Consider the following 13,693-nt stretch of genomic DNA (forward strand, 5'->3'; position numbering starts at 1 on the left):
GTCTCGCAAGTTAGCGGTAGAGCATCAAAGAGGAAATAAGCCTCTTTTTTGTGCGCAAAAGTATGGAGATCTTGTGTGCCTGTTATGCTCATTATTGATGTAAATATACGGTTATTATGAGGTTATCTAGCATTTTATTTTGCACGCATTTTATACAGGACACTCTTTTGGTGTGGGAAGTATCACGGTTTTTTACTCTAAAATGTTTGATATAAACCATAAATGAGCAAAACCGAAAGTTATCATTGGCTTTTTTTGTGGTTATTTGTGATTTTTATCACAAGATATCATCGTTCGTAATGCCACTGTAACCAAGTTGTGATCGATTGATGTGGGTGCAGCGGTAATAATAGACACATTGTCTAAAAACACCTTCGTTATTGATGACTTTTTACAGATGAACACGAGGTGAATGCCAGCATATTTTGCTGAAAGGTTACAGCTAACTAATTTATTTTAAAGGGAAAATTAATTTTATATTCAACGAAGTGTGTTTGATCTCACACCATTATCTTTGTATTGTCACTATTATTGCGTTCGATTTCGAGCGCATCGCGCATCTCCTACTCACTTTTGATGACACTCTTCTTAATCAAATGCGCTTTTATTCACAATGGCAATAACAATAACAAGCTCATCTCACTCATAAAACATATCGAGGACCTGATTATGTTGCGTTTTTTTCAACCTGCAGCACACAGTGCCCGTTTGCCGGATGCGCAAATTGACAGCACTTACAAACGCATGCGTTGGCAAATTTTCGCCGGTATTTTCTTTGGTTATGCCGGTTATTACTTGGTGCGTAAAAACTTCTCACTGGCCATGCCCTATCTGGTTGAACAGGGCTTTTCGCGCGGTGATTTGGGGTTTGCCATGTCAGGGGTGGCGATTGCCTACGGGTTATCAAAATTTCTGATGGGCGCGGTATCTGACCGCTCAAATCCGCGGGTATTTTTAACGGCTGGTTTGCTGATGTCAGCGGCTATCTTCCTGTTTATGGGTTTTGTGCCGTGGGCAACCTCAAGCATTACCATCATGTTTGTACTGCTGTTTTTGAACGGCTGGGTACAGGGGATGGGTTGGCCACCGTGTGGCCGGACAATGGTGCACTGGTGGTCGCAAAAAGAGCGTGGTGAGATAGTTTCAGTTTGGAACTGTGCGCATAACGTGGGCGGCGGCATGATAGGGCCACTGTTTATTCTCGGTATGGGTTGGTTCAATGATTGGCGTTCTGCTTTCTATGTTCCGGCAGCTGCTGCGGTGGGCGTGGCTATTTTTGCTTACCTGACAATGCGCGATACGCCACAGTCATGTGGTTTACCGCCGATTGAAGAGTACAAAAATGACTATCCGGAAGATTACAGTGCTAAAAATGAGATAGAGCTGACAGCAAAAGAGATCTTCACCAAATATATCCTGCCGAACAAACTGCTGTGGTATATCGCATTTGCCAACGTATTCGTCTATCTGCTGCGCTACGGTGTGCTTGATTGGGCCCCAACTTATCTTAAAGAAGTTAAACACTTCTCGGTGGATAAATCCTCATGGGCTTACTTCCTGTACGAGTGGGCGGGTATTCCAGGCACGCTGGTGTGCGGTTGGATGTCAGATAAAGTCTTTAAGGGCAACCGCGGTGCAACCGGTGTGTTCTTTATGATTTTGGTTGCCATTGCGACTACCGTGTACTGGTTAAATCCGGCAGGAAACCCGACGGTGGATATGGCCGCGCTGGTTGCGATTGGCTTTTTGATCTACGGGCCTGTCATGCTAATTGGTTTGCATGCGCTTGAACTGGCACCGAAAAAAGCGGCAGGTACGGCAGCCGGTTTCACCGGTCTGTTTGGTTACTTAGGTGGCTCGGTTGCGGCCAATGCCGTGGTGGGTTACACCGTGGATCGCTTTGGTTGGGATGGCGGCTTTATGTTGCTGATCGGTTCATGTGTGATGGCGGTCATTTTGCTGGCATTAACCATGTTCCACCACAATAAAGTGCAGGAAGATAAAGCTCGCGGGTAATGGATTCTACCGCGTTCATTGCTGTTGCCCCTACTGGCATTAAATCATGGCAGCTTAGGCTGTCATGATTATCCAGTGAGGTGACAGAGGCGGTAAGTCGGTTGCTTTTTATCACCCCATATTTATCACCCATTGTCATAAAGATAATCCTAATCAATTGTTTTATATAAAAATTATTTTTCTGTTAATAAAAATAACACATTACCTTTGTACCCTACTCTGCAACGCACATAAACTAAGAGCACATTCACGATGAAAAAAACATTGCTGGCACTTATGACTGGAACGTTGTTAGCTACACCGTTGTTTGCATTGGCTGAAAATGCGGCCCCATCTGATAAAACGGAAGGTAAAATTGTGGTTGCCCACCGTGGTGCGAGCGGTTACCTGCCGGAGCACACGTTGCCGGCAAAAGCGATGGCCTATGCAATGGGGGCGGATTATCTGGAACAAGATGTGGTGATGACGAAAGACAATCAGCTGATTGTGCTGCACGACCACTATCTTGACCGAGTGACCGATGTCGCAAAGAAATTTCCTGACAGGGCGCGTAAAGATGGCCGTTTCTACGCAATAGATTTTACTTTGCCTGAGATCCGCCAATTGAGCTTTACTGAAGAGTTTGTACTGGATAAAGATGGCAAAATGAGCCAGAAATTCCCGAACCGCTTCCCGATGTGGGCTTCTGATTTCCGAGTGCATACTCTGGCCGAAGAGATCGAGATGATTCAGGGAATGAACCACTCTACTGGCAATAATGTCGGGCTTTATGTTGAGACGAAAGCACCGTGGTTTCATAAAACCGAAGGCAAAGACATTTCAGTGGCCGTACTAGAGACGCTGAAAAAGTACGGATATACCCAGAAGGGCGATAAGGTGTTCTTCCAGAGTTTTGATGCGCCCGATTTACAGCGAGTGCATGATGATCTGCTGCCAAAAATGGGTATGGATATCAAACTGGTACAGTTGATTACGCCAACCGATGATCAAGAGACGATGGTCATTAACCCTGATGGCTCATTAACCAACTACAGTTACGACTGGATGTTTAAGCCCGGTGCGATGGCCAAAATTGCCAAGTATGCCGATGGTGTTGGCCCGTGGTACCCAATGGTCGTGGAAGAGAGCTCTACACCGGGTAATATTAAAACCACCATTATGGTCAAAGAAGCGCATGAAAACGGTTTAGTGGTGCACCCGTATACCTTCCGTAAAGATCCGGGCAAAGTACCGGCATACGCAAAAGATCTGAATAATATGCTGGATATTTTCTACAATACCGCTGATGTTGATGGTGTGTTTACCGATTTTCCTGATATTGCGGTCAAGTTTTTACAAAAGCAAACTGCCGTTAAACAACCGTAAAAATGAATCGAACCATTGGGCATAATGGGAGTATGTTTGGCTTACGGCCCTCATACTTTGCGGTTTTAACGCGCAGATTAAACGCAAACCCAGCCGATGCGCTGGGTATATCGTTATCTGAAACCTTTAAGGCCAGAGATAGCGTATAAGGCTCATACCCGCAAACGTCATCAGCAGTGATCCACCTAAATGCAAAATAATCCCACCGAGTACCCACAACGTTTGCCCTTTTTCAAGGCCAGTGATCATCTCAGCGGAGAAACTTGAGAACGTGGTCAAACCGCCCAGAAAACCTGTAATGATAAACAAGCGCAGATAGGGTGAAATATTGGGGATCCGCAAAAAAAGCTCGATGGCCAAACCAATTAAAAAACCACCAAGCAAGTTAACCGTTAATGTACCGAGCGGAAGCTGTGGCAAAAAGTCATTCAGTTTTGTTCCAATCCACCAGCGAAGTGATGCGCCAATCGCCGCGCCGCCACTGACAGCCAATAATGAGCTAAACATTGGGTGACTCCTCTAATTAAAAGATAATCACAACAAAGAAAAACAGACCAAAATAATAATTCTCTGATTATCGCTGAAAAAAAGAGGATAGGGGTATTTTAAAGGTTACTGTTTGTCGCAGAGAAACAGAAAAAAGCTACTCTGTGAGTATAGAGCAGCTTTTTTAATACTAGATATCGACATGGTATTAGATTATACCGAGTATAAGAGACAGCTTGAGATTAAACCGCGTTAGCTCAAGAAGAGTTTACGCAGATAGTGTGCGACAGCCTCAGTACTGTTTTCACCGATCACTTCGCACTCAGGCAGGGTATCTTTCAGACGTTGATGTGCATTTTGCATAACACAGCCTTTGCCGACCATACTCAGCATTTCAACATCATTCATACCATCACCAAATGCGATACACTCTTGCAGTGTCAACCCTTTGAGCGGCAAAATTTGTTCTAGCGCATGGCCTTTTGACACACCACCGGCCATCACTTCTAAACATTCAGGCAGTGAAAAACTCACATTAACCTGATCACCAAAGCGAGCATTGATGGCCTCTTCCAATGCCACCAGAAGTTCATGATTGCCTAAATAGAACACTTTGGCGATATCGTTATGGTTTTCAACCATGGCCATATCGACAATGCGACAGCAAAAACCGGTCTCTTCGTGAAATTTGGCTAACCACTCTGCATCACGATCAATGCACCAGTTATCACCTTGATAGATATTGGTCATAATATCTGGGTGATTATGTGACAGTAGCATCAGATCGCGGGCAATATCAGCAGGCAAATCATGTTTGAAGATCAGCTCTCCGGCGGTGTTGTGTACTCGCGCACCGTTCGAGGTGACCATATAAGCGTCGATACCCAGATTATCGCGGATACGTGCTACATCAACATGATGACGGCCCGTAGCAAAAATAAAACGAACCCCTTTCTCTGTCAGTAGATGTAACGTTTCTGCGGTAAAAGGCGAGACACGATGATCAGGGGTGAGTAACGTTCCATCCAGATCTGAGGCGACAACACGATACATAGTGACATACTCTGGTAACCGAAAAAGTGAGATCTACAGTATACCCGCTCAGGTGAGGCTGTCTGTTGATATGACAAATTCTCACTCGATAGGGTGATCGACCTCACTAAACTTATCGGCTAAGTCGCGCACTTAATGGACAGCAGAGTACAAGTTAAAAAAGTTTAGCACGTACTGCAGTGCTTGTTTTCGCATTGCGTCTTGTTCAAATAACAGCTCATGATGTGCCCCTTGAATAGTGATTGGCGAACCGTTGGCACAAGGGTGGTTAGCTTGTTGCATCACTTCGCAGAATGCACGGTGAGTCTGATTATCGACTACGGTATCATCACCACCTTGCAGCAACAGCAGCGGTGTGGTAATCGCCCCTGCTTGTACAATGGCCTGTTCTGCACCTTGCACACTTTCACCGATCCAATGCAGCGTGGGGCCACCAAGTTGTACTTGCGGATGTGCCGCATACAACTCACGAAACCACTGGTAACGTGCTTGGCTATGGGTCAGATCATTTCCAGCAAATGGCGTTGCTTGATAAGGGCCGGTACTCGGCGCATAACCTTGATCATAACGGGTAAATAATTTGGCAACCGTGGTCAGGGTTTTGACTTGCCACATCGGCATAGGGAATACAATACCGTGCATTGGGGCTGAAAGGGCTGCGGCAGTAAAATCGTGTGGATAGCGTGCTAGATACAGGCTTGAAATAGCCCCGCCCATGGAGTGTGCCAGCAGATAACGGTGCTGATAAGGTTTGCCACGAGCTTGCTCTGCCTGTGTGATGAGCTGATCACGCACTGTTTTCATATCACTGACATAATCACTAAAGTGCTGAACATAGCCTTTTTGCGGGTCTGGCAACAACCGCCCAGATAGCCCTTGTCCGCGATGATCAAACAAAAATACATCATAGCCTTGCAAGAACAGATCGTAGGCAAGCTCTTGATACTTTAGGTATGTCTCTAGGCGGCCATTAACAATCAAAATGGCGTTATCATGGTCAGGCGCGGTAAAGCTCATCGAACTCAAACGAATGTTATCTTTTCCCACGATAGATGATGTTACCCCTTGTTGCCAAAACGGGGCAACACGCTGCTGCATGAAGGCTTGATAATCAGCCTCACGGGTGAGCAAATCAGCCGGTAAACGGCTAACAGCAGAGGGTTTAGAGCCGGTTTGGTACTGCATTGCTGAGGTGGGTGTGGTTTTATCATGGTGTATTTCAGTGTGATCATTGGCGCTATTGGCCTGTGCAGAAGAACTCATCATCAATAACCATAAGCTAAAAAAAAGAGGGCGTGCAAATCTTGCCGTATTTTCGGATTGACAGCACGTTTTTGGGTTGTCATTTATTATCGCCATGTTCGCGTGGCTCATCTCTACGTGTTGTTTTGTCTGCTGTTGGCAGAGAAAAGAGAGTATTTTTTTCTGTAAGATGATGCCCTGATCAACGCTGAATACGCAATGAAGATGATGCAAGATTTGATTGCAATGTCATACTGGCTTGATTAGCACTGGCTAATAAATCACGCAGTTTCATGGCATCTGGCAACTTGGTATTCGTTAGCCAACCAGCATTGCCACGTAAAATAAGTTGGATACGCGGAGCATCTAATGTGCCGTTTGCTTCACCGTTGGCATGAACACTGATCTCATCATACACACAGGTGGCTGATGCGACTTTACAGTGTGTCAGGCGAATACGATTATCGACACTCGATGGTTCAATTGCACTCACCTGATAGAGCTGATCATCAATGACAATAGAGACTTGCTGAAACGGGTAGTTCTCTTGTTGCCAGTGATCTTGCTCTTCGAGAGTTTCAAAACTTGCTGTATTTTGATCATAAAATAGCGTAGCACTAAATGCACTACCGCGCGCATGACCAAAAAAAGGGGTGGCGAGCGTCCCTTTAAAATCAAGGCTTGCAGCAAAAACAGGCGTAAACCCGTTTAGGCTGAAAAGCATCAGAGCGATAACGGCAGGTTGCCACGGTATTTGCATGGGTTGCTTTCTCATTGTTCAGAGTCAGAGGCGGGGTGATGCGGTGGTTATCTGGTCTCTTTTTTTCAGGCTATCTTGTATGATTACGGTTAGATTAACCCTATTTAGCCATTATGATGCTCACCCTTTTTACCAGTGTAACAAAGCCATTGGATATGCACTGAGGAAACCGCCCGTAACGTTAGCTTGCTCTCAAATTGCGAATGTTAATAAAATGTTTTCAAACATTGTGGCGGGAACCATCGATTTTTTGCTCAATGCGTAGCACATCGTCAGAGGATATGGCTAAGGCATCACTTCATATTGCTCAGTTATCACTTAAAAAATTATGGTCATCACCCAGTACAGCGTTATTGAGTGTGGCGCTATACTGGGTGTGCGGTTTTTGGCGCAACCAACAAAATCCCACATGGATATTGTGTTGTAAGAGATTAAGTGCGCAGTAAAACGTGTAGCATACGGCGCAGTGGTTCTGCTGCACCCCACAATAGCTGATCACCGACCGTAAAGGCCGACACATATTCTGGCCCCATATTCAGTTTGCGCAGGCGACCAACCGGTACAGACAGTGTGCCAGTAACGCGCGCGGGGGTAAGCTCCTGCATGGTGATCTCACGCTGATTGGGGATCACGCTGACCCAATCATTATGGGTCGCCAGCATCTGCTCAATACTCTCAATACTGACATCTTGTTTTAACTTCAGGGTGAATGCCTGACTGTGGCAACGCAGTGCACCAATACGCACACATAGGCCATCAATCGGAATCGGCTTGCCATCAATACCCAGAATTTTATTGGTTTCCGCCTGACCTTTCCACTCTTCACGGCTTTGACCGTTATCGAGCTGCTTGTCAATCCACGGGATCAAGCTGCCAGCCAGCGGTGCACCGAAATTATCCACCGGCAGTGTGCCACTGCGGGTTTTTGCCGTGACTTTACGCTCAATCTCTAAAATTGCCGATGCCGGATCGGTTAACTCTGCGGCTACCTCATGCTGCAACATTCCCATCTGTGTCAGCAGCTCACGCATATGGCGTGCCCCGCCACCAGAGGCGGCCTGATAGGTGGCTGCTGAGACCCACTCGACCAGATTATTGGCAAACAACCCCCCGATTGCCATCAACATCAAGCTAACGGTGCAGTTTCCCCCAACAAATGTTTTCACACCACTATCAAGGCCTTGATGAATAACATGCTGGTTGACCGGGTCAAGAATGATAATCGCATCATCATTCATTCGCAGTGTTGAGGCAGCATCAATCCAGTAACCTTGCCAGCCGCTTGCACGCAGTGCAGGGTAGATCTCACTGGTGTAATCGCCACCTTGACAGGTAATAATAATATCCAATGCGTTGAGTGCATCGATATCATACGCATCTTGCAACAGGCCGCTTTTCCCTGCGACAACGGGTGCAGCTTGACCTGCTTGTGATGTAGTAAAAAAGAGTGGATTAATGTGAGCAAAATCATGCTCTTCTTGCATACGCTGCATCAGCACAGAGCCCACCATGCCACGCCATCCAACAAGCCCTACATTTTTCATCACGCGTTCATCCTAAGCTGAGTGAGTGAAATTTTGAGTGTAAACCTTACGTATTATTATGGATGTACCTTTTGCACACCTGAATACAAGAGGTAGATATACCCTCAAATGAAGAAAATCCCAATGAGAAAATCAACATAAACCCGTATGTCAGTGATGGGCCACAATGGGCCTTTTTGTCAGCACAACGGGTTAATTATGCTTAATCTGCTACATCTCACCTTACTGATTGAGCGCGCAGGCGCAAGCCCCGAACAGTGGATTTTATACGCTTCAATAAATAATACAGAAAAATAGCAATCGCCTTAGTTTTTCTGACTGTTTTACTTGCATTATTAACCATAAAAAACTGTCTTACGGCGATGCATCGCCAGCTCAATCAGCATGTTGTGTATGATTAGCCGGTATATTTTCTTCTTTTATTTCATTGTCATTGTCGGTATCAGTATCGCTCTCATCACCGTGGCGAATATATAAACGGTATGCCACTTGTCCGGCGATTTTCTCGCGGTGCAATTGCCAGCAAGCAGGAACGGCCAGATGGCCAGCATCAACTTCAGCTTCTACATAAATATATGCGCCTGCGGCAAGCCAGTGGTTATTCTCAAGATATTGGCAGCAGGTGGTTAGCATATCGCGCCGGAATGGGGGGTCAATAAACACCACATCAAAAGGTTTTCCATTTTTATTCAGATAGTTAAGCGTATCTGTGTGGATAACCTCAGCGTGAGTACTGCCCAACTCACGGATATTTTTTTGCAGGGTCTCTGCCACGTGGCGTTCAAACTCAAGTAACACAACATGGTCAGCATAGCGTGATAGTGCCTCTAGCCCAAGTGCCCCACTACCGGCAAAACAGTCTAAACAGCGTGCACCGTGCAGCACAGGGGCAAGCCAGTTAAACAGCGTTTCACGCACCCGATCAGTCGTTGGGCGTAAACCGGGGCTGTCGGGAACAGGCAATTTGCGTCCACGCCACTGGCCACTGATAATTCGGATTTGACCGAAAGATTTTTTTGTCATACTCGGAGATCGTTTAGCCATACAATTTTTCGACCGCAAGGAAAGTGGTAAACTATACAGTTCATTAAAGATGATATTCTAATTGCGCAGGGTCGTATTGCGAAATGACTAAAGAAAAGAAACGTGGATTTTGGTCTTGGTTGGGGTTAGGGCGTAAAGAGGCCGAGCCTGAGTTACCGGCTGAACAGGCCAACGAACCTGAGGTTGATACTCACCACACTGAGACTCATACGGATATCACACCTGTTGTTGATGCTATCCCCCTCTCGACAGATGAGCTTGCCGATACGCCTCATCGCCCTGTGTCAGAACCGGTTACTGAGCCTCAGGCTGAACCTGTAATAGCGGTTGCTGAAACTGAAGTTGTTGCACACAGCGTTGAACCTACTGTTGAACCTGTGCTCGCGCCCACAGCAGAGTTAGAGCCAACAGCAGAGCCAGAACATGTGCAGGATAGCGAGCCTGTTACTGAGCCTCAGGCCGAACCGGCAATAGCCATTGCTGACGCTGAAGTTGTTGCACACAGTATTGAACCTATTGTTGAACTTGTGCCCGTGCCCACAACAGAGCCAGAGCCAACAGCAGAGCCAGAACCAACAGCAGAGCCAGAACATGTGCAGGATAGCGAGCCTGTTGTCGAGCTTCAGGCCGAACCTGCAATAGCAGTTGCTGAAGTTAAAGTTGTTGCACACAGTGTTGAACCTATTGTTGAACCTATTGTTGAACCTATTGTTGAACTTGTGCCCGTGCCCACAACAGAGCCAGAGCCAACAGCAGAGCCAGAGCATGTGCAGGATAGCGAGCCTGTTGCCGAGCTTCCGGTTGAACCTGCAATAGCGGTTGCTGAAACTGAAGTTGTTGCACACAGCGTTGAACCTGTGCTCGCACCCACAGCAGAGCCAGAGCCAACAGCAGAGCCAGAGCATGTGCAAGAAATCGAGCACACTATCGAACCCCACGCGCAGCACGTGGTCGAAGAGAGCATTGAGAACATAGATATTGTCCTTGCAGAGGCTTGCAACGAAGATGAGGAGAATATCGGTAATGATGAAATTCAACCTGAAGTACAAGAGCGCCCAACCAAAGAGGGCTTCTTTGCTCGCTTAAAGCGCAGCTTGCTAAAAACCAAACAGAATATCGGAACCGGATTTTTTAGCCTGTTCCGCGGTAAAAAAATTGATGATGAGCTGTTTGAAGAGCTAGAAGAGCAACTGCTGATTGCGGATGTTGGCGTTAACACAACCCGTAAAATTATCGATAAACTCACTCAACATGCCAGCCGTAAACAACTGCGTGATGCAGAAGCTCTGTATGGTCTTCTAAAAGAGGAGATGGCTGAGATCCTCACACCAGTTGAAGCACCACTGAGTGTTGAGGGGCAAAACCCGTATGTTATTTTAATGGTAGGTGTTAACGGCGTAGGCAAAACCACAACTATCGGGAAACTGGCCCGCCAGTTCCAAGCCGAAGGCAAAAGTGTCATGTTGGCAGCAGGTGATACCTTCCGTGCTGCTGCCGTTGAACAACTGCAAGTGTGGGGGCAGCGCAACAAGATCCCGGTGATTGCCCAGCATACCGGTGCAGATTCTGCCTCGGTGATTTATGACGCGATTCAGGCTGCCAAAGCGCGCAAGGTAGATATTTTAATTGCTGATACCGCAGGGCGCTTGCAGAACAAGAGCCATCTAATGGAAGAGCTAAAGAAAATCGTACGGGTGATGAAGAAAAGTGATGAAAACGCCCCGCACGAAATCATGCTGACACTCGATGCCAGTACAGGTCAGAACGCCATCAGTCAGGCTAAACTGTTTCAAGAAGCCGTTGGGCTAACCGGTATTACCCTGACCAAACTTGACGGTACGGCTAAGGGGGGGGTGATCTTCGCCATTGCGGATCAGTTTAGCATTCCGATTCGTTATATCGGTGTCGGAGAGGGGATTGACGATTTACGCCCATTCCATGCCAAAGACTTTATTGAGGCACTTTTTGCCCGTGAGGAGTAAAAAATGATCCGTTTCCAGCAGGTCAGCAAAGCCTATCTGGGTGGTCGACAGGCATTACAGGGTGTCTCTTTCCACCTACGTGCCGGCGAAATGGCCTTTCTTACCGGCCACTCAGGGGCAGGGAAAAGCACATTATTAAAGCTGATCTGCGGGATAGAGCGGCCAAGTGATGGCCAGATTTGGTTTGACGGGCACGATATATCACGGTTGAAAACCCGTGAAGTGCCATTTTTACGCCGACATATCGGGATGATTTTCCAAGATCATCGCTTATTGATGGATCGTACAGTATATGAAAATGTGGCATTGCCGCTGGTGATCACCGGCAACACAGCCGATGACATCAAGCGCCGCGTCAGTGCAGCACTGGATAAGGTTGGGTTGTTAGATAAAGCCCGCTGCCTACCGGTTCAGCTTTCCGGTGGTGAGCAACAACGGGTAGGCATTGCGCGTGCAGTAGTGAATAAACCCGCACTGCTGTTGGCCGATGAGCCAACCGGTAATCTGGATGATGCGTTGTCAGGCAGTATTTTACATCTGTTTGAAGAGTTTAACCGTGTCGGGGTCACGGTATTGATGGCCACGCACGACACCCAACTGATTGCCAGTCAGCCATACCCTGTCTTGACCCTTGAACAAGGGCGGATCAGCACTAACAGGAAGGAGTCTGACCGTGGCTAAAAGTGTCAGTAAAAAGAGCCAACCAGAGAAATTGCGCCCAACCCGCGCGCGTGGTGGGTTACGCGAACAGTGGCGGCATGCATGGCACAATTGCCTACAAGATATTCTGTTGCAACCCATCGCAACACTGCTGACCGTTGTGGTTATTGCCATTGCATTGACCCTGCCAGGGGTGTGTTATTTAGGGTGGAAGAACGCCTCGTTAGCGGCTGACCAGTGGTATCCTGAGCCAGAAATTACAGTGTATCTGCAAAAATCACTGAGCGACTCACAAGCAAAAACACTGGCTGACTCGATTCGTGCGATTCCCGGTGCAAGTGAGTTAACCTATCTTTCACGTGCTGAAAGTTTAAATGAGTTTCGCCAGTGGTCAGGCTTTAATGATGCATTAGACATGCTCAAAGATAACCCGTTACCTGCAGTGATCATTGTTCGCCCACAAGGTGAGTTTTCACACGGTACAGCATTGGCTGGTTTACGCGATGTGCTGGCTGCCGAAAAAGGGGTTAGCGAGGCAAAACTGGATAACACGTGGCTCGATAGGCTCACTGCATTAACTGAACTGGTGGCACAAGCGGCCTTGATTTTGGCTACGTTGATGCTGTGCGCCGTATTTTTGATTATCGGTAACAGTGTGCGGTTAAACATCTTTAACCGCCGCGACAGCATTGAAGTAATGAAACTGATCGGGGCAACAGATGGCTTTATTCTGCGCCCATTTTTGTATGGTGGTGCGTTGCTAGGGTTGTCAGGTGGTTTGCTTGCGTGGTTGTTAAATGCAGTGATTACTTGGCGATTACAGATTCAAGTTAACTCAGTTATGCAAGTTTTCGGTACACAATTTACACTACAGGGTTTCGGAATAGATGAAGTGCTGATTATGTTGATCGTGTCGACCATGATTGGCTGGAGTGCTGCATGGTTAGCCACTGCGCGCCATCTGCGTGATTTTGTGCCCAATTAATATTTATTCACGATGCCATAACACATTGTTCTTTATAAATGGCTGCTTAACCATTGAGTACACCGGCTAAGTTTGGGTGTATTCCTATAATAAGCGGCATGTTTATCAGAAGAGCAGAGTACTGGGTTAAATGATGAAAAGTGATTACCAAGCTTGCTCTATTTCGTTGAGCGAGAGCAAGTAAAAGGGTTAACACAGAGTTGTACTGCACCATGGCGTTTGGTGCGTACAATCAAGTGACATTAAGATTAACTCACGGTATAAAAAAGGCCAGTCAGTAATAACTGACTGGCCTTTTTAAGTAGATAGCAGATAAATTAGAATGAGACGCGGTAACTCACGCCACCATTAACTTCTCCAGAACCAAAACCAACATCGCGGTAGCCAGAGTAAAGCGTGATATTCTGATTCGATTTCACTGAATACGAGTAGTAGGCTTCCATCTCTGGTAGTACTTTGTTCACTTTCTTGATCTGGTATTGTGTCGATAACCCACCAAATCCATCCATGACACTGGCAACTGCATTAGCATTATTGATGTGCAGGTTTTTACGCA

General features: G+C 46.7%; 13 protein-coding genes. 5 read left to right on the top strand and 8 right to left on the bottom strand.

The genetic code is table 11. The features are described 5' to 3' along the window. The first annotated feature begins 669 nt into the window (after window positions 1-669). Entirely contained in the window at window positions 670-2,016 is a 1,347-nt protein-coding gene (gene glpT / locus ACRC53_RS01240) for a glycerol-3-phosphate transporter (RefSeq protein ID WP_438641765.1), read from the top strand. Here glpT and ACRC53_RS01245 read toward each other — a convergent pair. Further along, the gene (locus ACRC53_RS01245) at window positions 1,952-2,155 is read right to left on the bottom strand and encodes a hypothetical protein (protein ID WP_438641766.1); all 204 of its coding nucleotides are present in this window, start codon (window positions 2,153-2,155) and stop codon (window positions 1,952-1,954) included. The two genes, glpT and ACRC53_RS01245, sit on opposite strands and share 65 nt — an antisense overlap. A gap of 113 nt (window positions 2,156-2,268) precedes the next feature. Between ACRC53_RS01245 and glpQ the strand changes: the two genes are divergently transcribed. Next, the gene (gene glpQ / locus ACRC53_RS01250; RefSeq protein WP_438641767.1) at window positions 2,269-3,381 is read left to right on the top strand and encodes a glycerophosphodiester phosphodiesterase; all 1,113 of its coding nucleotides are present in this window, start codon (window positions 2,269-2,271) and stop codon (window positions 3,379-3,381) included. A gap of 126 nt (window positions 3,382-3,507) precedes the next feature. On the opposite strand, the gene crcB is transcribed toward glpQ, so the two are convergent. From crcB to rsmD, 6 genes are all read right to left on the bottom strand, one after another. Then, window positions 3,508-3,888 carry a fluoride efflux transporter CrcB gene (gene crcB / locus ACRC53_RS01255; protein ID WP_438641768.1) on the bottom strand — a complete coding sequence of 127 codons (381 nt, stop codon included), beginning with the start codon at window positions 3,886-3,888 and terminating at the stop codon, window positions 3,508-3,510. 231 nt (window positions 3,889-4,119) lie between these two features. Then, complete coding sequence (gene yigL, locus ACRC53_RS01260) at window positions 4,120-4,920, bottom strand: sugar/pyridoxal phosphate phosphatase YigL (protein ID WP_438641769.1); 801 nt, start codon at window positions 4,918-4,920, stop codon at window positions 4,120-4,122. 132 nt (window positions 4,921-5,052) lie between these two features. After that, on the bottom strand, window positions 5,053-6,186 hold the full coding sequence (gene pldB / locus ACRC53_RS01265) for a lysophospholipase L2 (protein WP_438641770.1): 1,134 nt from the start codon (window positions 6,184-6,186) through the stop codon (window positions 5,053-5,055). A 178-nt stretch (window positions 6,187-6,364) separates the two neighbouring features. Further along, window positions 6,365-6,922 carry a hypothetical protein gene (locus tag ACRC53_RS01270; protein ID WP_438641771.1) on the bottom strand — a complete coding sequence of 186 codons (558 nt, stop codon included), beginning with the start codon at window positions 6,920-6,922 and terminating at the stop codon, window positions 6,365-6,367. Window positions 6,923-7,353: 431 nt separating this feature from the next. Continuing rightward, window positions 7,354-8,466 carry an aspartate-semialdehyde dehydrogenase gene (asd, locus tag ACRC53_RS01275; RefSeq protein WP_438641781.1) on the bottom strand — a complete coding sequence of 371 codons (1,113 nt, stop codon included), beginning with the start codon at window positions 8,464-8,466 and terminating at the stop codon, window positions 7,354-7,356. Between the two features lie 375 nt (window positions 8,467-8,841). Then, entirely contained in the window at window positions 8,842-9,489 is a 648-nt protein-coding gene (gene rsmD / locus ACRC53_RS01280; protein ID WP_438641772.1) for a 16S rRNA (guanine(966)-N(2))-methyltransferase, read from the bottom strand. A 104-nt stretch (window positions 9,490-9,593) separates the two neighbouring features. On the opposite strand from rsmD, the gene ftsY reads away from it, so the two are divergent. From ftsY to ftsX, 3 genes are read left to right on the top strand one after another with little or no spacing between them, the layout of a single operon-like run. Further along, window positions 9,594-11,492, top strand: coding sequence for a signal recognition particle-docking protein FtsY (gene ftsY, locus ACRC53_RS01285; RefSeq protein ID WP_438641773.1), 1,899 nt, complete (start codon window positions 9,594-9,596; stop codon window positions 11,490-11,492). Between the two features lie 3 nt (window positions 11,493-11,495). Next, entirely contained in the window at window positions 11,496-12,173 is a 678-nt protein-coding gene (gene ftsE / locus ACRC53_RS01290) for a cell division ATP-binding protein FtsE (RefSeq protein WP_438641774.1), read from the top strand. Continuing rightward, a complete protein-coding gene (gene ftsX / locus ACRC53_RS01295) occupies window positions 12,166-13,137 on the top strand; it encodes a permease-like cell division protein FtsX (RefSeq protein ID WP_438641775.1) in 972 nt (323 codons plus the stop codon). Before ftsE ends, ftsX begins: the two co-directional genes overlap by 8 nt. 317 nt (window positions 13,138-13,454) lie before the next feature. On the opposite strand, the gene ACRC53_RS01300 is transcribed toward ftsX, so the two are convergent. Beyond that, the coding region (locus tag ACRC53_RS01300; protein WP_438641776.1) for a hypothetical protein at window positions 13,455-13,693 on the bottom strand (239 nt) is incomplete at its 5' end.

It is taken from the genome of Plesiomonas sp. (assembly GCF_051652165.1).
In the GTDB taxonomy this organism is placed as follows: Bacteria; Pseudomonadota; Gammaproteobacteria; order Enterobacterales; family CAMTGL01; genus Plesiomonas.